The sequence below is a fragment of the Novosphingobium sp. HNCC26BN242 genome (assembly GCF_057180525.1).
Genome location: NZ_JBXUGM010000001.1, coordinates 821,543 through 842,081 on the forward strand (window position 1 = coordinate 821,543; position 20,539 = coordinate 842,081).

A 20,539-nucleotide genomic window follows, 5' to 3' on the forward strand; every position below is an offset into this window, starting at 1 on the left:
CTCGTCTGCTTTACGCGCTGGACCCGCCAGCCAGCCGCACATTTACAGATTGCGCATTCAGTTCAGCGCCGCCGAAGATCGTCAGGAACGCCACGTCTGCCGCATCGCGCCCTACGCCGATCACAACGGTTTGTGCAGGGTCGGCCATACCGGTAGCATCGACCAGATGCCAGCCGCCCTGTAGCCATACTTCGGCAAGCGCGTGGAAATCGGGCGGCGTTACGCCCGGTGCATAGGCGCTGACCATGCGGGCCGGGATGCCGAGGCCGCGCACCAGTGCGATCAGCAGGTGGGCATAATCGCGGCACACGCCTTCGCGTGACAGGAACGTGTCGAGCGCCGTGGTCGCGCCGTGGCTCGCGCCCGGGACGTAGGACAAGTGCCCTGCGATCCATTCGGTGACCGAGGACACCATCATCCCGCCGCTCATCCCGCCGAACTGGTCCATGGCGGTCACGTGCAGTGTATCGACCGGGCAATAGCGCGAGGGCAGCAGATATTCGACCACACCTGCTGGCAGCAAGGGCAGGGGATCGGCCACAAGCGCCGCCAATATCGAGCGTGAGCGCGTGACCGAAACGGTTGCGTCATAGGCGACGGTAAAGCCGGCCTCCGGCTCAAGCCAGATACGTTCCCCCACATTGTCATGCGCGGCAATGGACCGCACCGGCACATCGGGCGAGATGACAAGCGTTGGATTGCCGACGGACTGACCCGGCAGGCTTGCTGCCCCGATCTGCATCAGCACAGGCGCGCGTTCGCGCATGGTGTAGTCGAGCCGGACGGAAAGGGTGATATCGTGAGCCATGGGTGCCCCTATCCGCAAATATGACAATGGTTCCGGTCAAAGCTGCGGAAATCCAGCCTTTTTCAGGCGGGATGCCAATCAACTAGCGGCTGTAGCCCGCTGTGCATAGAGCCTGCCGAGCACCATCGTAACAAGGATGGAAAACGCGGTCAGCACGGTTGCGACGCCATTTTGCAGCCCAAGGTAGGTCAATAGAGCAAATGCCTCAAACAGGGCGATGGCGCCGCAGATAAGTGCGCCCAGATGGGCAAGGCTGGGGCGAAGCAGAGCAACTATCAGGGCTGCTGCCAACACCAGTTCGATCCATCCGGCAGCCTTGCCCAGCGTTTCGGGAAGATGCGACGTCCATATGCCCAGCGTCTCAAGCTCCGCTCGCGCGGAGAAGGCCTTTTGCCAGCCGCCGAACCCGTGGTACGTCGCAAGTGACACTGTCAGGATCAGGATAAGCCCAAGCCGGACGAGTGCGGGAATTCTGATTGCAAACAAGCGTGCTCTCCGAGGCATTCGTGACAGGTCATATTCGTGACAGGCCGGATTCGTGACAGGCTGGGATGAATTTGAACAGCATGTGCAGCTTCGGCACAAGGGGCATGGTCTCAAGGGGCATGGCCTGTTGCCAATGCATCTTTGTGTTCGCTTTTGACCTTGGCCGCAATTTGGGTTATTATCCATCCATAATGGACATGGGGCGCGCCAGCACAAGGCGAGCCACGTGTCGTTTATGCTGGCCCAGCGGTTGACGTTACTTTCGAAACCGCTTAAGCGCGCCTTTCACTCATGTCCGGGCAAGGTTCGCGTAATCAGAGTTAAACCTCTGAAACACCGCAGATTTCCCGGTTTCCCGAGTGGTTTTAGCGATGAGATAGGGCGGCGAAGCGATTCGTTCGCCCTGTGGAGCAAACGGAGAAACAAGTGGCTCGTATTGCCGGGGTAAATATCCCCACCAACAAGCGCGTTATCATCGCGCTTACTTATATTCACGGTATTGGCGCGCACAAGGCAAAGCAGATTGCCGACAAGCTTGGCATTGATCATGCCCGCCGCGTTCAGGATCTCTCGGACGCTGAAGTCCTTGGAATCCGCGAAGCGATCGATGCCGATCACACTGTGGAAGGCGATCTTCGCCGCGAAGTGGCGATGAACATCAAGCGTTTGATGGACCTTGCCTGCTATCGCGGTCTGCGTCACCGCAAGGGCCTGCCGGTCCGCGGTCAGCGCACACACACCAACGCCCGCACCCGCAAGGGCAAGGCTAAGCCGATCGCCGGCAAGAAGAAGTAAGACCCGCAAGGGCCTTCTTCCGTCTACAGTTTTTCGAGGACAGATTCCATGGCACGCGAACCTCAGCGCATTAAGCGCCGCGAGCGCAAGAACATCACCAGTGGTGTTGCGCACGTAAACGCCAGCTTCAACAATACGATGATCACCATCACCGATGCTCAGGGCAACGCCATTTCGTGGTCGTCGGCCGGCATGATGGGCTTCAAGGGCAGCCGCAAGTCGACCCCGTATGCCGCACAGGTTGCAGCAGACGATGCCGGCAAGAAGGCCGCCGAACACGGCGTCCGCACCCTCGAAGTCGAGGTCAAGGGCCCCGGTTCGGGCCGCGAAAGCGCCCTGCGTGCGCTTCAGGCGGTCGGCTTCACCATCACGGCCATCCGTGATGTGACCCCGATCCCGCACAACGGCGTTCGTCCTTCGAAGCGCCGTCGCGTCTAAACACTGCCAAGGCAGCATTGGCGCAGGTACCGGCGCCCATGCTGCCCAATATTTCGACCGGAGCCGGGCAATCTCGCCCGGCAACCGGCAAAAGTCCGCACAAACCCCAGGGGAATTCCATGACTGTCAACATCAAGAACTGGCAGGAACTGAAGAAGCCCAACACTCTCGAGATCAAATCGGGCAACGATGCCAAGCGCCGTGCGACTTTCGTCGCCGAACCGCTGGAGCGTGGCTTTGGTCTCACCCTCGGCAACGCGCTGCGCCGCGTATTGCTGTCATCGCTGCAGGGCGCAGCGGTAACCTCGATCAAGATCGAGAACGTGCTTCACGAATTCTCGTCGCTGGCCGGTGTGCGTGAAGACGTGACCGACATCGTGCTGAACGTAAAGCAGATTGCCCTCAAGATGCAGGGCGAAGGCCCCAAGCGTTTGCAGCTTTCGGCCACTGGCCCGGGCGAGGTCAAGGCTGGCGACATTGCTGTCACCGGCGATATCGAAGTCCTCAACAAGGATCTCGTGATCTGCAATCTCGATGAAGGCGCGACCTTCAACATGGAACTGACGGTCGATACCGGCAAGGGTTATGTCCCCGCCGTGTCGAACCGCCCGGTAGACGCGCCAATCGGTCTGATTCCGGTCGACTCGCTCTATTCGCCGGTCCGCCAGGTTTCGTACAAGGTCGATAACGCCCGCATTGGTCAGGAGCTTGACTACGACAAGCTCAACCTGATGGTGGAAACCGATGGCACCGTGACGCCGGAAGATGCCGTGGCCTATGCCGCGCGCATCCTTCAGGATCAGCTGGCGCTTTTCGTGCACTTCGACGATCAGATGCCGGTCGGCCATGTGCCTTCGGTTTCGGGCGGCGTTGCCACGCATACGCCGGAAGAAAGCGATGCCAACCAGCTCAACCGTTACCTTCTCAAGAAGGTGGACGAGTTGGAACTGTCGGTCCGTTCGGCCAACTGCCTCAAGAACGACAACATCATCTACATCGGCGATCTGGTTCAGAAGACCGAAGCCGAGATGCTGCGCACACCGAACTTCGGCCGCAAGTCGCTCAACGAGATCAAGGAAGTCCTCTCGTCGATGGGCCTGCGCCTCGGCATGGACATCCCCGGCTGGCCGCCGGAAAACATCGAAGAAATGGCCAAGAAGCTCGAACAAGAGCTGCTGGGTTAAGGCTTCGAGTAATGCTTGGCGCCCCCGCGAAGGCGGGGGCCTCAGGCAGCAAAGCGCAAGATGGCCTGAGGCCTACGGCTTCGCGGGGGCACAGTGCTCTTGGCGCGAAAGTTTCGCTTCCGTTGGGAAGCAAAGGGTAACTTGGTGGCAACCCGTAACAGCCGCCTGGATCGGGGTACCTCGTACGGCCCCCCTACGAACGGAAAGGCAATATCATGCGTCATAAACTCGGCCAGCGTAAGCTGGGTCGTACTTCTGCCCACCGCATCGCGATGCTGCGCAACATGGCAGCCGCGTTGATCAAGCACGAGCAGATCACCACCACCACGCCAAAGGCCCGCGAACTGCGTCCTTACGTTGAAAAGCTGATCACGCTGGCCAAGAAGGGCGGCCTTTCGAACCGTCGTCTCGCCCACGCCCGTCTGCTTGACGATGCGCAACTGCAGAAGCTGTTCTCGGTTCTGGCTGAGCGTTATTCGGACCGTAATGGCGGCTATACGCGCATCATCAAGGCCGGTTTCCGCGCCTCTGACGCCGCGCCGATCGCCGTGATCGAGCTGGTTGACCGCGATACCTCGGCCAAGGGGCAGGATTCGGGCCCGGTGATGAACGCTGACGAAGACGAATACGAAGCCGCGTAACTCGCGCTTCGGTTCGCCGGACAAGATCAACGGGCGGGGCTTCGGCTTCCGCCCGTTTTTCGTTGTTCCTCAGGACTGGTAAACTGCGTAAACCTGTTCAGCTTGGCTTGCATATGTCTGAACCGTCCCTAGTTTCACAGGCAACTGCAATGACCCCTCCGAAAGCCCCCCATGACCTTTCATCGTCACCTGTTGAGCGCTGCCTCGGCGCTTTCCTTTGTCGTGCCCGCCATGGCGGCTGAGCCTGTGATGACCTATCCGCAGACCGAGAGCGGGACCGTGGTGGAAACCGCGTTTGGCGAGCAGGTGGCCGACCCCTACCGCTGGCTCGAAGCCGACGTGCGGGTTGACGCCAAGGTTGCGTCGTGGGTCGACGGACAGAGCAAGTTCACCGACGCTTACCTTAAGGCGCTGCCCGAGCGGGCGGGCTTTGAGGCGAAGTTAAAAGGGCTGTTTGACTACGCCCGTTATGGCGTTCCCCGCGAAGAGGGCGGGCGGCTGTTTCACAGCTACAACTCCGGCCTGATGAATCAGGCGCAGTTGATCGTGCGCGACAAAGCCTCGCCCGATGGCCGCGTGTTGCTTGATCCCAGTGGCTGGGCCATGGACGGCGCGACTGCGCTTGATGCGTGGGAGCCTTCGCCCGATGGGGCGACTTTGGCCTATACCGTGCAGGATGGTGGGTCTGACTGGCGGACGATGAAATTCGTAAGCGCTACCGAAGGCAAGGCGCTGGACGATGAGCTGAGGTGGGTGAAGTTCAGCGCGATTGCGTGGGTTGGCACCGATGGCGTGCTCTATTCGCGGTTCGAGGCGCCTAAGGATGGTGAGGCGTTTCAGGCGCTGAATTACAACCAGACCGTGTGGTATCACAAGCTGGGCACGCCGCAATCAGCCGATGTCCCGGTCTTTGCGACGCCCGAACATCCCAAGTGGGGCCACGTGGCGCAAGTGACCAGCGATGCGCGGTGGATGGTTGTCACCAGCCATGAAGGCACAGACCCGCTGGCCACCGTCGCCATCGCGCCCATCGGCAAAGGTGACTGGAAGACCCGCGCGCTGATCGCCGAAATGACCGCGCAGTGGGATCTGATCGATGGCATCGGCGATACGCTGTGGTTCGTCAGCAGCAAGGATGCGCCGCTCAAGAAGGTGGTGAAAGTGGACCTGTCCGGCGCTGCGCCGGTGTTCACGACCATCGTGGAACAGAGCGATGCCAACCTTGAAGCCGCGCGGATCATTGGGGACAAGCTGTTCGTGGAATATCTGCGCGACGTGAAATCGCAGGTGCAGATGTTCACACTTGACGGCAAGCCGCTGGGCGAACTGGCGTTGCCGGGTGTCGGCTCGCTGGCGGGGCTTTCGGGCAAACCGGGGCACGATACCGGCTACTTTGGCTTTACCAGCTTTACCACGCCGGGCACGGTCTATAGCTTCGATGCCAGCACAGCCAAATCTGCGGTGTGGCAGAAGGTGCCGCTGAAGTTTGATCCCGCTGCCTACACGGTCGAACAGGTGTTCTATACATCGAAGGACGGGACCAAGATCCCGATGTTCGTGGTCAAGCGCAAGGATGCGAAGGGGCCGGTGCCAACGATCCTCTATGGCTATGGCGGCTTCAACATCTCGCTCCCACCCGCGTTTTCGGCGGCGCGGATGGCGTGGCTGGAAAGCGGCGGGGCCTATGCCGTGGCGAACCTTCGCGGGGGTGGGGAATATGGCGATGCCTGGCACGATGCCGGACGGCGCGCGCGCAAGCAGAACGTGTTTGATGACTTCATCGCTGCGGGCGAATGGCTGATTGCCAAGGGTGTGACGCCCAAGACTGGCCTTGCCGTGGAAGGCGGATCGAACGGTGGTTTGCTTGTGGGCGCGGTTGTCAACCAGCGGCCTGATCTGTTTGCGGCGGCGCATCCGGCAGTGGGCGTGATGGACATGCTGCGCTTTGATCGCTTCACTGCGGGCCGGTATTGGACCGACGATTACGGTACGCCCGCGGTCGAGGCGGACTGGCGCGTGTTGCGGGCCTATTCGCCCTATCACAACGTCAGGGTAGGCACGCCTTATCCGGCGGTGCTGGTAACTACGGCGGATACCGATGACCGCGTGGTGCCGGGGCACAGCTTCAAATATGCCGCTGCGCTGCAGGCCGCCGGGCTGGGGCCGAAGCCGCAGCTTATCCGCATCGAAACGCGCGCTGGGCATGGATCGGGCAAGCCGGTTTCGAAGCAGATTGAAGAGACGGCGGACGTCTTTGCGTTTCTGGCGCATTGGACCGGCCTGAAACCACAGGATTGATAAGCACTCAGGCCATCTCCCCATGGCGGATCGGGTATGCTAACTCTTTGACAACGATGATGTGGGAGCAGGATAGGAACACTGTGCGTCTTGTGGGCGCGCTGTTGGTGGCGGCGCTGTTTGCGCCAGCATCGGTGCGCGCAAACGACAACGCCGATGCTTCGGCTCTGCCTGCGGGCGTTGCGGCTGCGGTAGCATCTGGCGCTGCCCAGAAGACTGTCCTGCCGACTTTGCCGGTCTTGCCAAACCGGTTCATGTTGCCCCGCAGCGCTTATCCCGAAACGCGCATCGATGGGTTGGTCGAACAGGTGTTTGGCCAGCGCGTGGCCGATCCTTACCGCTGGCTTGAGGCTGATCCGCGCAGTGACCGGCAGGTGGCGGGGTGGATGGCACAGCAGAATGCGCTGTCGACGGATTATCTGGCAAAGCTGCCGCAGCGCGACAAATTTTCCGCGCGGATCCGCAGCTTGTTCGATTTCGAACGCTATGGCCTGCCGCGCAAAGCGGGGAGCCGGTACTTCTACACGCGCAACACCGGGTTGCAGAACCAGTCAGCGTTGTGGGTGCGCAGCGGGGTGGCAGGAAAACAGCGGCTGCTGCTTGATCCCAATACGTGGAGCGCGGACAGCACGCTGGCGCTGGCGCAGTGGGAGCCATCGCCCAGCGGCAAGTACGTCGCCTATGCCGAACAGGAAGCGGGGAGCGACTGGCGCACCTTGCGCGTGGTTGAGGTGTCAACCGGCAAAGTGCTGGGCGAGCCGGTGCGCTGGGCCAACGATACCGAGATCGCGTGGATTGGCGATGACGGCTTTCTCTATTCGCGCTTTCCTGAACCAAAGGCAGGGCAGGATCCGCGTGCGCCGCGATTTGACAAGGCAGTGTGGTTTCACAGGGTTGGCACCGTGCAGGACAGGGATGAACTGGTTCACGCCACACCGGATCACCCGGAGTGGAGCCACAAGGCGCAAGTGACGTCTGACGGGCGCTGGGCCGTGATTGTCAGCGAAGTGAGCACGGACAAGCGCAATGCCATCCATCTGATCCAGTTGGCAGGCCGCCGCGCCGGGATATGGAAGGCCGAGCCACTGGTGCCCGAGATTGCCGATCACTGGCGTCTGGTGGCAGGGATCGACAACAGGCTGTGGTTCCTGACCGACCGGGGCGCGGCCAATTTCCATCTGGTAAGCATCGATCTGGCGCGCCCCCGGGATGGCTGGAAAGTGGTGGTGCCCGAACGCGGCAATACGCTGGAAGGCGCGCGGATGATCGGGGACCGATTCCTGCTTTCCTATCTGAAAGACGGTCAGAGCGTGGCGGTGATGACCGACCGCAAGGGCAAGCCGGGCAAGGCAATTACGCTGAACGGTATCGGCACAGCCAGCGGCTTTGGGGGCCGGCCCGGCGATGCTGAAACATTCTATCAGTTTACCAGCTTTAACCTGCCACCAGCCGTCTATCGCATGGACTTGCGCACCGGCGAGGTGACGCCATTTGCAGTGCCAAAGACCAGTTTCGATCCGGCGGACTACAGCGTGGAACAGCGCGAGTTTGCATCGAAAGACGGGACGAAAGTGCCGCTCTATGTGGTGCGCAAGCGCGCTCTGGCGCAGGCGGGAAAGCCATTGCCGACGCTGCTTTATGGTTACGGCGGGTTCGATATTTCGCTGACGCCCGGCTATTCGCCGGTGCGGATGGCGTGGCTGGAGGCGGGCGGGGCCTTTGCGCTGGCCAATATTCGTGGCGGTGGCGAGTTCGGCAAAAGCTGGCATGAGGCCGGACGGCGTGACAAAAAGCAGAACAGCTTTGATGATTTCATTGCGGCGGGTGAATACCTGATTGCGCAAGGCATTGCGGCAAAAGGGGGACTGGCGGTTCAGGGGTCGTCCAATGGCGGATTGCTGGTGGGTGCGGTGGTAAATCAGCGGCCTGACTTGTTTGCCGCGGCCAATCCCGATGTGGGTGTGATGGACATGCTGCGGTTTGATCGGTTCACATCTGGCCGGTTCTGGGTGGACGATTATGGCCGGCCCGATCGCGAGGAAGACTGGCGCACACTGCGCAGCTATTCACCCTATCACAACATTGTCAGCGGGACGGATTACCCGGCAATCCTTGTGACCACCGGCGAAAATGATGATCGGGTGGTGCCCGGGCACAGCTTTAAATATGTGGCTGCATTGCAGGGCGCAGAGATTGGCCCGAAGCCCCATCTGCTGCGGGTGGAGCCGCGCGCGGGCCATGGTGCGGGCAAGCCGGTGGACAAGATCATCGGCACTGGCGCCGATGTACTGGCGTTTCTGGCCCATTGGACAGGGTTGGATCAGGCCGAAGCGCAGGACTGATTTTGTTCATGTAGGAGGTGATTTTTCTGAACAATGGCTGTCAAGCCGGTTCAGCCCGATCTCACCGCGAATCAGGCAAACCTTCATTTGTGGCGGGACAGGCCCGGCACCTGCAGATGAAGGATTGAACTGATGAAGACGTTCTCCAAAGCCCTCGTCGGAACTGCTGCCGCCGCTGCGGTGGCGGTGTCTTCGGCTGCTCCGGCCACGGCCCGCGACAATCGCGGCGGGATCGATGCCGGTGATGTTATTGCAGGGGCGCTTGTGATTGGCGGCATTGCCGCAATCGCCGCCGCTGCCAGCAGCAACAATGAACGCGATGATTTTGACCGCTTTGGTTATGGCAGGGATGATTGGCGGGGCCGCGATGGCTGGGATGATCGCCGCTGGGGCAATGGCAACAATTGGGGCAACAATTGGGGCCAGGTAAGCCCGCGTGTGGCGGTGGAGCAGTGCGTGCGCGCTGCAGAGCGCAATGCTGGACGTGTCAGTTGGGGCCGCGCCGATGTTACCGATATCCGCAACGTGCGAAATACCCGCAATGGCTACGAAGTGCGCGGACGGATTGCCGTAAACACGCATGGCCGTGATTGGCGCAATGGTGATCCCCGCTATGGCCGTGGCTGGAACAACGACTATCGTGGCTGGAACGATGGTTTGCGCGGGTTTGACAGCGGATCTTTCAAGTGCAGGTTTGAGCGCGGCCGGATTGTCGATCTGGATTACAGCGGCATTCGCGGGCTTTGATGCGCAAATGATGCGGCAGGTCGGGGGCGGGCGGTTCAGGCATCGGAAAGCCTGAACCGCCTAGCTGCGTTGACGGACGGGAAGGGATTTCAATCATGGCGGGTCGATTTTCAAAGTTTGCGTTAGCAGCCGCTGGTATGGCGAGCGCTTTGCTGCCTCTGGCGGCCGAAGCTCGGCCCGGATGGAATGGTGGCAGCTGGAATAGGGGCGGCTGGGGCGGCAGAGGCTGGCACCGGGACCGCGGCATTGATGGCGGCGATGTGCTGGCGGGCATCCTGATCATTGGCGGCATTGCGGCAATTGCCAGTGCAGCCAGCAACGCCAACCGGAACCGCGAACGCACCGTGCCGCGTGATAATGTGCCACAGGATGACGGCTATCGCTACCGCAGTGATGATCTGCCGCGTCAGGATGACTGGCGCAGCGAAGGCCGCGTGCAGGATTGGCAGGGCGGCGGGCAGGGCAGTGCGCAAGGCGTCGGGCAGAATGCGCGCGGCGGTGCAACGCGCGGGATCGACGGCGCTGTCGACAATTGCGTGGCCGAAGCCGAGCGCAGGGGTGAAGTGGAAGAAGTGTTCAACGCTGCGCGCAACGGTGAAGGTTATCGTGTCTCGGGCGCCCTTCGGAATGGCGACAGTTTTACGTGTGACGTGAACGGACAAGGTGGCGTGTTGCTGGATGTTCGGCGCGGTCGGATCTGACGCATTGCGCGTTATACATTCATGGTCACGTTTCTTTTCGTGATCTGATGCGGCTATCTCTTGCGGCTAGGGCCTTGGCTGATTATCGGCTGAGTGAGACTATCAACAAGGACCCCGGCCCATGACCACTTTCGACGACCGCGAGAAGGCTTTCGAAGCCAAGTTCGCCCGCGACGAGGAGATGATGTTCCGCGTTCACGCCCGGCGCAACCGCCTGCTGGGCGTGTGGGCGGCTGAACGCATGGGGTTGGATGCGGCAGAGACTGAAGGCTATGCCAAGTCGGTTGTTCAGGCCGATTTTGAGGAAGCGGGCGACGAAGACGTGATCCGCAAGCTGTTGGGCGATCTGACTTCTGCCGGGATTGAAACTGACGAGGCCGAAATTCGGCTGGCAATGGAAGCCAAGTCGGTTGACGCGCGCCGCCAGCTGATGGGCGAAGCCTGATGGCGATGCCCGCTGCCGAGATCGAGGCGATGATCCGTGCAGCTTTGCCCGATGCCGAGATCGTGATCACCGATCTGGCCGGCGACGGCGATCACTACGCCGCGCGCGTGGTTTCGGCGTCCTTTGCCGGGATGCCACGCGTCAAGCAGCACAAACTGGTCTATGATGCGCTGGGCGGGCGCATGGGGGGCCAGCTTCACGCCTTGCAACTCACCACTGCCGTTCCCAATTGAGAGCGGAAAGGACACCTAATCCCATGTCTACTGAGCAGCGCATTTCCGAAATCGTCAACGGCAGCGATGTCGTCCTGTTCATGAAGGGCACGCCGCTGTTTCCGCAGTGCGGCTTTTCCAGCAAGGCTATTGCCATTCTTGAGCATCTGGGCGTGGAGTATTCCACGGTCGACGTGTTGCAGGACATGGAAATCCGCAGCGGTATCAAGGCTTTTTCCGATTGGCCGACGATCCCGCAGCTTTACATCAAGGGTGAGTTCGTGGGCGGATCGGACATCATGATGGAAATGTTCGAAGCCGGTGAACTGCAGCAAGCCATGGAAGAGGCAGCCGTAAAGCCAGCCTGACGTGGTGGCAGATGGCGGCAGAGTTCTGCCGCCATGGGCAAGACCAAGGCGCGCTCGGCAATGCCGGTCGCGTCTTTTTTTGTTGTTGGCTGTGGGAAAGTCCCGGGAGAGGCGGAGCCATGGGAGACCGGGGGGACTGGCTCCGCCTCGAGAAGAAGACACTCTTCGGGACGAAGTTAGCTATGCATGGACCGTGCCAAGTTTTGAAAAGCTTGGGATTGCGGGCTTTTCACTCACCACGGTGCCGGAGACGGCGTTGCAGTTGTAAACCTAACCGACAGGCGCAGCAGGCTTGGCAAAAGGGGTTGTCTTGGACATGATGCTGCCGTGATAGAAACGCATGATATTGAGCCGGAAAACTGGCTGGCAAAAACCACTCCGGCAGCCACGATCGTCATTTTTCGGCGTGATCCTGCAGGGGGTGCCGCACAGATCCTTTTGGTGGAGCGCAATGCCAGCCTGAGCTTTGCCGGCGGGGCAACGGTGTTTCCGGGCGGCAAAGTGGATGCGGCCGATCGTGCATTGGCAGCGAAAACTTCCATGGCTGATGGTGTGGATCAGGAGGATCTGGCCGCGCGAGTGGCCGCAGTGCGCGAAACATTGGAAGAAACCGGGCTTGTCGTAGGGATCGAGGGCGACGTTGACGGTGCGATTGCGGCGCAGGCGCGGCGCATGTTGCTGGAAGTGGAAGATTTTGCCAAAGTGCTTGATGCATTCGGCTGGAAGCTGGCACCCGAACGCTTGGTGCCGTTTGCCAGATGGTGGCCAAAACACCGGACTGAAAGAATTTTCGACACCCGGTTCTACCTCGCCGATCTGGGCACCGGTGCTGTGGATATCGAAGTGGACTCAACCGAAAATCGGCACATGTTCTGGGCCAGCGCGCAGGATGCGCTCAATCTGGCTGAGCAAGGCAAGATCAAAATCATTTTCCCCACACGGCGTAATCTTGAGCGACTGGCGATGTTTTCCTCGTTCGAAGACACGCGCAATCATGCGTTGGCAACACCGGCGGACACGATCAGCCCGTTTATGGAAGAGCGGGATGGGGAGCGTTGGTTGATGATTCCCGACGGGCTGGGTTACCCTATTGTGGGTGAACCGCTGGAAACGGCGCAGCGGGGATAAGCTGCCTTGGCTCCGAGTGCTCGTGATAAGGGCTATCGCCTAGCCGCTGGTGATCAGTCCTTTATATCTTTGAGGCAGGTAGGTGACATCAATCCTTCTGCGGAACGGCGTCATGTCTGGCAAACCTGCTATTTTATCTCCGCACCCAGAGCCGGTCAGGGGCAGCACGCCCCGCCTGCGCACAGAACCACGATTGGCCAGTGGCGAAGAACTGCCGGTAGAGTCCCCGGTTCACGCGTTACAGCAGGAACTGGTGCGGTTTGATGTTGCAGCTTTGACAGCTGATTCGCCTGAGCCCAAGGCTCCCGGTTGGGTGCGGCTGGCGTTGCCGATAGGCTCGTCCATCGTTCTTTGGCTTGTTATTATTAGATTTGTGTCGCGGCTATGGTGATTGTTACGCTACGTAACGATTTGTTGAGGCGATGGCCTTTACCAATGCGCATATGAAAAGCCCTCTTGATCAGCTGACGCCCGACCAGATCCACCGAGTGGCCCGAGTTTTTGCTATGGTCATAGCCGTGGGATTGGGGCTTGGATATGTGACCAATTACTTGACGCCGCTGGCTGCAGGTATAGGCACTTTTGCATTGAGTTGTGCGTTGCTGCTGGCCGCCCCACGCCAGCGTGCGACTGAATTGTTGGGCGCTGTTGCCGTCTGGCAGTGCTTTGCGGAGTTCCTGTCCACAATGCAAAGCGGGGAATTTCATCTGTGGCGGCTCGCGGTGTCGGTGGCCACCCTTGGCATCGGCATGGCCATGATCCGTGTCCAACATCTGCGCGATCTGATGCGCACCAGGCCGCAGACAAAGCTGGCCGATCTTGATCAGCGCACTGTGGGGGGAATTGGCGTGTTGCCACGCACCGATGCGCAACTGGCCGAACTGCGCAAGGAGCGCGCGGTCTAAGCCTTTCAGGTGCTGACAAGTCACAACCTTGCAAGTTGGGTTTGTGCCAATTAGTCCCATGGCATGATCGCTCAAGTCGAACCCTTTCACGCCATTGCTATCAGCCGCCTAGCCCATGATATGGAGGCCGCAGGGGCGAGCGTGATCCACATGGAGTTCGGGCAACCATCAACAGGTGCGCCTGCCAAAGCCATCGCTCTGGCGCACGAAGTGCTCGACAACGAGGCGATGGGGTATTGGGAAAGCGTTCCGCTGAAGGATCGGATTGCGCAAAGTTATTCTGAGAATTACGGCGCAAGAGTGACGCGCGAGCAGGTGATCCTGACGTGTGGCGCATCACCGGCATTCGTCATGGCGCTGTCCTGCCTGTTCCGGCCCGGCGCGAGAGTGGCGCTGGCAAGGCCTGGATATGTTGCTTATCGCAACACGCTCAAGGCAATGTATCTTGAACCGGTCGAAATGGAATGCGGGCCGGACGAGCGGTTTCAGGTTACGGCAGCGGCGGTCGATGCAATCGACCCGGTGCCCGATGGGCTGATCGTGGCAAGCCCTGCGAACCCCACCGGTACGATCATTGCGCCCGACGAAATGGCGGCGATTGCGCAGGTCTGTCAGCGCAAGGGCATACGCGTGGTGTCGGACGAGATATATCACGGACTGAGCTACGGGGCGAAAGCGGCCTCTATGCTGGAGTTCCTGCCCGATGCGGTGATCGTCAATTCGTTTTCCAAGTATTTCAGCATGGCGGGCTGGCGGCTCGGCTGGCTGGTGGTGCCGCCTGCGTTGATCGATGCCGCGCGGGCCCGGATGGGCAGCCTGTTCCTGACACCGCCCGTACTGGCACAGAAGGCCGGGCTGATGGCCTTTGCGTGCCGCGATGAACTGGACGGGCATGTGAAGACTTATGCCCGCAATCGCGCCATTCTGCTCGATGCGCTGCCGCAGATGGGGCTGGGCCGCATCGCACCGCCTGATGGCGCGTTCTACATCTATGCCGATGCCAGCGAATTTACCGATGACAGCCTGGCCCTGTGTGAGGCGTTGCTGCGCGACACGGGTGTAGCAACAGCGCCGGGCGTTGATTTTGATCCGGTAGACGGCAGGCATTTCATCCGCTTCAGCTTTGCGGTCTCCACGCCATTGATCGAAGAAGCCGTGCGGCGGATCGGACCGTGGTTTGCACAACGTCGCGCCGGGATCACTTTAGCTGTCGGCTGATTATGATCGGCATTTGATTGATTAATTGATCTTGATGGAGCGGATCACGGAGCGCCGACGATGGTTCGTGGCTATGCCTTGCATCCTGGCCATTGCCTGTCGGGTGGCGACACCTTTGGCTTTGCTTGAGAACTTGCTTTATGGTTTCAAGCTTATCGACGCTATTTGAGCGGTTCAGGCTGGATGAACGGCGGATCTGGTTCGGAGCGGGGGGGTGGGGGCGGCTTAAGGGTTGCAAGACCTGATGGGGCGGTCAGAGAAGCACTTTCAATTTCGTTTGAGGTCGTGGCAACCGCGTCACCATCTTGTGATTGTGTTTGTTCACGGGCCAACTTGGCAGCATCGGCCATGGCTGGCAGCGCGCCATCTCCTTCGAACAGGACGGCCACCAGCAAAATGATCATGAACGCAAAGAGGATGGAGATATCCTTGTTCACGGCCTCGCCCTTGCACTTTTAATCGAAAAGCCACTTCTGTCCATCAGCACGACAGCACCGTCAGATTCTGGATATTCGTGATATTCTGGTTTGTCCGCTCGCGCACATTGAAGGCGGCTTCATAGCGCATGGTGGTGTTGTTCTTCATGAAGCTGTCGAACATGATCGGTTTGTATTTGTAAGTCACTTCCACAAACATGACAGCCGTACCGACGGCAGACGTGATCCTGTTGCCATTCACGCCCATGCCATTGCTGAGTGACGCATTGGTTCGACCGGCACCCTGCGTGCCATAATTGGGCGTGACTACCATGGTTCCGTAGCACCGTTGCCAGTTGATCATCTGGCCAGCGTTCCCTCCTGTTTGTCCATTGGGTTCGAGCGACGAAAGGATGATCCGCCCGTTGTTCACGAAATCAAGATTGCCGCCGACGAGTTGCGCACCGGCGAAGACTTCATAGATGTTGGATTCATCAATACCGGAGCGTACGCGTCCGGCGTTATCGGCCACGGTGATAGCGATCTGGTTTACGCGCATGTGGGCGAAAACAAAGTTCACGAGCTCCAGCCCTGCCAGCAACACCGTGAACACGATGGGCAGCGCGAACGCGAACTCCACCATGCCCACACCCTGGGTGGAGCGGGTGAGTTCGGAAAGGGTTCTCCGAACACCGGTCATCGGGAAAATCCTCATACGCATACAGTCGGCGGGTTTTTCTGCCGCGTATAAGGCTGGTTGCGCAGCGCTGTCTGGGCAGTGATCGAGTAGTTTTTTGAAATCGGCATGAAATCCGCCACAGGGAAGACCCGTGGCATCGTGACGGTCACCTCGTAAAAGGCCACATCATCGGCTCCACCGACACCTGAACGACCAGCGGATGCATCGAAAATGCCGTTTTCATTGAGATCGACAAAACAATCGCCCACATCGTAGGCGCCATTGTTGTTGTAATCGGTAACCAGTTTTTCGCTACGGCCGACTGTCGAAAAGTCAAAGTAGTTTTTGACGACGACATTGTAGGTCGCATCTCGGGCAATGACGCTGGATCGCTTTTTCACCGCGCACTGCACCTGATCAATCAGGGTAGTGCCGGTACAATTCAACGTGGGTGCTTCAAGCGATGCAGTTCTGGCCACATCGTTGAGAGCGCCCTGGATGACGGAGCGTAGGTAGAACTGGTAGGCAATATCATACGTGCCCAGCATGACTGTGGTCATGGGCAGGATGAGCATTGCAAATTCTGCTGCAGCGGCACCGGCTCTGTCGGCCTTGAGCCGTTGCCAAAGCCGCTTACCCCGCAGCGCCATTTTTCTTGCTGTCAAAGCCATCGGACGCATCCCTATTTGACCAGTCGCAGCGCGCCGATCTGATTGCCGATTTCACGGAACTTGGAGATCAGATCTTCCTGGTCGGTCGAAGTGGATGCCTGATTGGCATTGCTGGCGCAGCCGGTGAGGTTGCTGTTCAACGCGGTATCGAAGGCGATGACCCAGACCGACACGTTCATGTTCTTGGCTGCGTTGCAGATCATGCGGAAGCGTTGTTCGTGGCGTGCCTGCTGGCTGGGGCAATTGCCTGCACCGGTGGTGCGCATGTCGTTCTGCTCCACCCCATAGGCTGTCAGCACGTTGCAGTAAGTGGTCTGCTGCCCATCGGTCAGGAAGATGATGTGGCGGTTGCACGGCATGCCGTTGTATTCCGTGCAGGCATCGGCAAACACGCCGCTGGTGGAAATGAAGCGGGCGCCCCAGATCATGCCGATATCGTGATAGGTGCCACCGATCGGCTCCAGATCCTCGAGATAATCTTCCATCTGTTCGCGGGTCATCACATCGAGCCGGCGCGCTTCTGCCGGGCAAGCCCAGAAGCCTGTGCTGTAATTGTTGTTCTTGATCCAGCCGGACGTGGTTGAAATGTTGGTACTGGTGGTCGAGGTGCTGCCTGCCGTGCGGGTATAGACGACATCGGGTAGTTGCGGATGCCAGCGCGTGGCATTGCTATTGGGAATGAGATTGATGTTGAGATCGTGAGCGGCGGCCGGAATTGTAAGGCCCGTGCCGCCATCGATTGCGGTGGACGTGTCGCGTTCTTCAATGCAACCATTCCAGCTAACCGACGTGGTTCCTACACCCGTTGCGGCTGCGGCGAGCTGCTGGGCATTATAAGTGCCGCCAGGGGCGGGGACATGGCCGTTCGCATTGGTCGCAAGGGTAATGCTGTTACCGTTCTTGAACTGCGACGTGTCATACGTTTCCTGACGATAGATCCAGTTCGTGAAGACCCGGCCTGTGAAGGTATAAGTGGTAGTTTCGATCGTGCGCCAGCGCCGGCAGCTGCGATCAGTGCCGCTGGTGTCGGATGCGCCACTCCAACCCCAGTTGGTTGAGGCTACGAATGTCGCGCTGCTCGAACTGCCTCGGTATGAGGTGCGGGTAGTGGCCGTGGGGGCAGGGCCGCCACCGTCGACGGCTGCAGACTGTACCCACGTCTGGCACGCGCTCGACGAGATGCTTGAGCTGTTGTTTTGCCACCCGCTTGAAGATGTTGGCGTGTTGGCCGTAAAACTGCCCCCTGCCGTGTTGAAATTGGCAACGCGTGAGGGGTATGTGGTGCTGTCGGTGATATAGGACGGATCACGCGCCATGAGCAGACGGCCAACATTCACCGTGCTGGAATAAGGCACGATGCCATAGCGCAGGCGCAGACCTTGCGAGGTCAGCTGGGTCTGGATGGGTGCCAGCTCGTCGTAGAGCGCAAGGACAGCATCTTCGAGGGCGTCGATCTTTGGCGTTCCGTCAATCGGGTCTGCCATCGAACCGGTGACGTCGAGGACGAGCACCACGTCTGTATTCACGAAATTGAGCGAGGCATCGCATTCCACCGATAACGGCAGCGAGGTGTAGCCGAATACGCTCATCAGTGTTGTCGACATCTGCGTACGCGCCTTCATGCGGATCACGCCAGCCGTGGGCCTGGTGATTTCCGGCGCAAACGTGCTGGTGCCGTAACTGCCTTGCGGGAAGTTGAAATTGAAGAACCGGGTACCGGTTTCCGTCACTTCCGTGTTGAAATTTTCGTTGCGCATCACGCGCCGGGCGGCGAGCGAGCCTGCGTCACAGGCGCTCTGCATTCTCGTTTTGGCGGAATAGGCGCGGGTGATATCTACCGCGCAAGCGATGAGCACCAGCATGGGAATCAACGCACCAGCCATCACCATCAGTGCGTTGCCTGACTGGTTCTGTAGCAGATGTTTGAAAAACCTATGTAATTTGAGCATTTAGCCCTGGCCCTGATCAAAAGCGCATAGACGCCGGACGGACCGGCGCGATCGCACTTTTCCCATGAAGTCGTTAACTTTGTATTGTCAGTCGCGGGGCGGGTCAGGCGCATTGGCGCTGAAGCAACTCTTAACGCCGATGGCGGTAGACTGCGTATCTGCTTGCCGGAAGCCGCCGGGTGAGAATTGCGCGGATTCTTTTCGACTGACCAATTCATCTGTCTTGGTCGAAGGTGTATGGGGCAGGCGTGAGGGGGACAGAGGTCGATTCCTGCCTCCACAGGAGACAGTGCGCATGAAGAAGGCAATGATTGTCGTAGCAGCTCTATCGATGATGCTGTCAGCTCCTGGTGTGAACGCAAAGTCTGCAGCGCTTGGCGCGACGCTTAACGGTGCGGCGGAAACCGCGGGCGGCGATCCTGATGGTACGGGCGGCTTCAAGGCTGAACTCGACGATGAAAGCGGCGATTTCTGCTTCACGCTGTGGGCTGAACAGACCGCAGCGCCGACCATGGCGCATGTCCACGAAGGCGCAGCCGGTTCGGACGGTAAGCCAGTTGCCACGCTGGAAGTGACTGGGAAGGACAGCGATAGCTGCATCGCGATGGAGCCGGATCTGGTGAAGAAGATCCTTGCCGCGCCGAAAGATTATTACGTCAACGTCCACACCGCCGACTTTCCGAAAGGCGCGGTGCGGGGGCAGCTTGAAGCACGATAGGCGGTAGCCAGACCGAGCGAAAAGCGATCAGAAAGCGAATTGGGGGCCAGCATCGCTGCTAGCCCCCAATTCTATGTCCCCTTCGCGGTCGCTGGTTGCAACCGTCCCAAAAGGCGCAAGCGTTTAACGGCCTCTCTGCGCCAAGAGGCGCAACCGGAGGGCATTGAGCTTGATGAAGCCCGCCGCGTCCTTCTGGTCATAGGCACCGGCATCGTCTTCGAACGTGACGTGGCGTTCCGAGTAGAGACTGTCGGGCGACTTGCGGCCCACCACTGAAGCGCTACCCTTGTAGAGCTTTAGCCGGACGGTGCCGTTTACCCGCGCTTGCGAATGATCGATGGCGGCTTGCAGCATTTCGCGTTCAGGGGCGAACCAGAAGCCGTTGTAGATCAGTTCGGCATACTTCGGCATCAGCTCATCCTTGAGGTGCGCTGCGCCGCGATCGAGCGTGATGCTTTCAATTCCGCGGTGGGCGCGGGCATAGATTTCGCCGCCCGGCGTTTCATACATGCCGCGGCTTTTCATGCCGACAAAGCGGTTCTCGACCAGATCCAGCCGCCCGATGCCGTGCTTGCGGCCAAGATCGTTCAGCGCAGCGAGGAGTGTAGCAGGCGACATCGCCTGACCATTGAGCGCAACGCCATCGCCCTTTTCGAAATCAACAGTGATGTATTCCGGCTGGTCAGGCGCGTCTTCAGGGTTAACGGTGCGTGAGTAGACGTAATCCGGCGTTTCATCCCACGGATTTTCAAGCACTTTGCCTTCGGACGAGGTGTGCAGCAGGTTGGCATCGGTAGAGAACGGGCTTTCGCCGCGCTTGTCCTTCGGCACCGGAATCTGGTGCTTTTCGGCCCATGCGATCAGAGCGGTGCGGCTGGTCAGATCCCATTCGCGCCATGGGGCAATGACCTTGATGCCCGGCTCCAGCGCATAGCATGAAAGTTCGAACCGCACCTGATCGTTGCCCTTGCCAGTGGCTCCGTGGGCCACAGCGTCGGCTCCGGTTTCGCGGGCGATCTCGATCAGGCGCTTGGAAATGAGCGGGCGGGCGATGGATGTGCCGAGCAGATAATCGCCTTCATAGCGGGCGTTGGCGCGCATCATCGGGAAGACGAAATCGCGCACGAATTCCTCACGCAGATCGTCGATATAGATGTGCTCGTCCGGCACGCCCATCAGCTTTGCCTTGGCGCGCGCAGGCTCCAGTTCTTCACCCTGGCCGAGGTCAGCGGTGAAGGTCACCACTTCGCAGCCATAGGTTACCTGCAGCCACTTGAGGATGACGGAGGTGTCGAGGCCACCGGAATAGGCCAGAACGACCTTCTTGATATCGGACATGAGCGGAGCAACTCCTGTGAAATGCGCGTCGCGCGCCTAACAGGCGGGGTGC

The 20,539-nt window shown here is 59.7% G+C and carries 22 protein-coding genes; 15 read left to right on the forward strand and 7 right to left on the reverse strand.

Annotated features, from left to right (window positions below; translation table 11 throughout):
• Positions 1-10: 10 nt before the first annotated feature.
• Both AC2A1F_RS03895 and AC2A1F_RS03900 read right to left on the reverse strand, forming a co-directional pair.
• Positions 11-808 carry a transglutaminase-like domain-containing protein gene (locus AC2A1F_RS03895; RefSeq protein ID WP_484207440.1) on the reverse strand — a complete coding sequence of 266 codons (798 nt, stop codon included), beginning with the start codon at positions 806-808 and terminating at the stop codon, positions 11-13.
• A 78-nt stretch (positions 809-886) separates the two neighbouring features.
• Positions 887-1,294 carry a hypothetical protein gene (locus AC2A1F_RS03900; protein WP_484207441.1) on the reverse strand — a complete coding sequence of 136 codons (408 nt, stop codon included), beginning with the start codon at positions 1,292-1,294 and terminating at the stop codon, positions 887-889.
• 426 nt (positions 1,295-1,720) lie between these two features.
• Here AC2A1F_RS03900 and rpsM point away from each other — a divergent pair, with 426 nt between their 5' ends.
• The 14 genes from rpsM to AC2A1F_RS03970 all read left to right on the forward strand — a co-directional run bounded on the left by rpsM (position 1,721) and on the right by AC2A1F_RS03970 (position 14,716).
• The gene (rpsM, locus tag AC2A1F_RS03905) at positions 1,721-2,089 is read left to right on the forward strand and encodes a 30S ribosomal protein S13 (protein ID WP_484207442.1); all 369 of its coding nucleotides are present in this window, start codon (positions 1,721-1,723) and stop codon (positions 2,087-2,089) included.
• Positions 2,090-2,137: 48 nt separating this feature from the next.
• A complete protein-coding gene (rpsK, locus tag AC2A1F_RS03910) occupies positions 2,138-2,527 on the forward strand; it encodes a 30S ribosomal protein S11 (RefSeq protein ID WP_008065643.1) in 390 nt (129 codons plus the stop codon).
• A 119-nt stretch (positions 2,528-2,646) separates the two neighbouring features.
• Positions 2,647-3,711: a DNA-directed RNA polymerase subunit alpha gene (locus AC2A1F_RS03915; protein WP_484207443.1), complete on the forward strand. Its 1,065-nt coding sequence runs from the start codon at positions 2,647-2,649 to the stop codon at positions 3,709-3,711.
• 215 nt (positions 3,712-3,926) lie between these two features.
• On the forward strand, positions 3,927-4,352 hold the full coding sequence (gene rplQ, locus AC2A1F_RS03920) for a 50S ribosomal protein L17 (protein ID WP_292631617.1): 426 nt from the start codon (positions 3,927-3,929) through the stop codon (positions 4,350-4,352).
• A gap of 192 nt (positions 4,353-4,544) precedes the next feature.
• Complete coding sequence (locus AC2A1F_RS03925) at positions 4,545-6,650, forward strand: prolyl oligopeptidase family serine peptidase (protein WP_484207444.1); 2,106 nt, start codon at positions 4,545-4,547, stop codon at positions 6,648-6,650.
• Between the two features lie 254 nt (positions 6,651-6,904).
• Positions 6,905-8,992 (forward strand): prolyl oligopeptidase family serine peptidase, encoded by a 2,088-nt coding sequence (locus AC2A1F_RS03930; RefSeq protein WP_484208164.1) that lies wholly within the window; start codon positions 6,905-6,907, stop codon positions 8,990-8,992.
• 132 nt (positions 8,993-9,124) lie between these two features.
• A complete protein-coding gene (locus AC2A1F_RS03935; RefSeq protein ID WP_484207445.1) occupies positions 9,125-9,739 on the forward strand; it encodes a hypothetical protein in 615 nt (204 codons plus the stop codon).
• A 137-nt stretch (positions 9,740-9,876) separates the two neighbouring features.
• On the forward strand, positions 9,877-10,440 hold the full coding sequence (locus AC2A1F_RS03940) for a hypothetical protein (RefSeq protein ID WP_484207446.1): 564 nt from the start codon (positions 9,877-9,879) through the stop codon (positions 10,438-10,440).
• 121 nt (positions 10,441-10,561) lie between these two features.
• Positions 10,562-10,885 (forward strand): DUF1476 domain-containing protein, encoded by a 324-nt coding sequence (locus AC2A1F_RS03945; RefSeq protein ID WP_484207447.1) that lies wholly within the window; start codon positions 10,562-10,564, stop codon positions 10,883-10,885.
• Positions 10,885-11,118, forward strand: a complete 234-nt coding sequence (locus AC2A1F_RS03950) for a BolA family protein (RefSeq protein WP_292631627.1) — start codon at positions 10,885-10,887, stop codon at positions 11,116-11,118. The genes AC2A1F_RS03945 and AC2A1F_RS03950 overlap by 1 nt, the downstream gene beginning before the upstream one ends.
• A gap of 23 nt (positions 11,119-11,141) precedes the next feature.
• Positions 11,142-11,465 carry a Grx4 family monothiol glutaredoxin gene (grxD, locus tag AC2A1F_RS03955; protein ID WP_484207448.1) on the forward strand — a complete coding sequence of 108 codons (324 nt, stop codon included), beginning with the start codon at positions 11,142-11,144 and terminating at the stop codon, positions 11,463-11,465.
• Positions 11,466-11,792: 327 nt separating this feature from the next.
• Complete coding sequence (locus AC2A1F_RS03960) at positions 11,793-12,593, forward strand: NUDIX hydrolase (RefSeq protein WP_484207449.1); 801 nt, start codon at positions 11,793-11,795, stop codon at positions 12,591-12,593.
• A 443-nt stretch (positions 12,594-13,036) separates the two neighbouring features.
• Positions 13,037-13,498 (forward strand): hypothetical protein, encoded by a 462-nt coding sequence (locus AC2A1F_RS03965; protein ID WP_484207450.1) that lies wholly within the window; start codon positions 13,037-13,039, stop codon positions 13,496-13,498.
• Between the two features lie 63 nt (positions 13,499-13,561).
• Positions 13,562-14,716, forward strand: coding sequence for an aminotransferase class I/II-fold pyridoxal phosphate-dependent enzyme (locus tag AC2A1F_RS03970; protein ID WP_484207451.1), 1,155 nt, complete (start codon positions 13,562-13,564; stop codon positions 14,714-14,716).
• Between the two features lie 161 nt (positions 14,717-14,877).
• Here AC2A1F_RS03970 and AC2A1F_RS03975 read toward each other — a convergent pair whose 3' ends face one another.
• The 4 genes from AC2A1F_RS03975 to AC2A1F_RS03990 are packed head-to-tail and all read right to left on the reverse strand — an operon-like array spanning position 14,878 to position 18,431.
• The gene (locus AC2A1F_RS03975) at positions 14,878-15,153 is read right to left on the reverse strand and encodes a hypothetical protein (RefSeq protein ID WP_484207452.1); all 276 of its coding nucleotides are present in this window, start codon (positions 15,151-15,153) and stop codon (positions 14,878-14,880) included.
• A gap of 43 nt (positions 15,154-15,196) precedes the next feature.
• A complete protein-coding gene (locus AC2A1F_RS03980; RefSeq protein WP_484207453.1) occupies positions 15,197-15,832 on the reverse strand; it encodes a TadE/TadG family type IV pilus assembly protein in 636 nt (211 codons plus the stop codon).
• An 11-nt stretch (positions 15,833-15,843) separates the two neighbouring features.
• Positions 15,844-16,482, reverse strand: a complete 639-nt coding sequence (locus AC2A1F_RS03985) for a TadE/TadG family type IV pilus assembly protein (protein WP_484207454.1) — start codon at positions 16,480-16,482, stop codon at positions 15,844-15,846.
• Between the two features lie 11 nt (positions 16,483-16,493).
• Entirely contained in the window at positions 16,494-18,431 is a 1,938-nt protein-coding gene (locus AC2A1F_RS03990) for a Tad domain-containing protein (RefSeq protein WP_484207455.1), read from the reverse strand.
• 295 nt (positions 18,432-18,726) lie between these two features.
• On the opposite strand from AC2A1F_RS03990, the gene AC2A1F_RS03995 reads away from it, so the two are divergent.
• Positions 18,727-19,149, forward strand: coding sequence for a CHRD domain-containing protein (locus AC2A1F_RS03995; RefSeq protein ID WP_484207456.1), 423 nt, complete (start codon positions 18,727-18,729; stop codon positions 19,147-19,149).
• 123 nt (positions 19,150-19,272) lie between these two features.
• Here AC2A1F_RS03995 and AC2A1F_RS04000 read toward each other — a convergent pair whose 3' ends face one another.
• On the reverse strand, positions 19,273-20,487 hold the full coding sequence (locus AC2A1F_RS04000) for an argininosuccinate synthase (protein ID WP_484207457.1): 1,215 nt from the start codon (positions 20,485-20,487) through the stop codon (positions 19,273-19,275).
• Between the last annotated feature and the right edge of the window lie 52 nt (positions 20,488-20,539).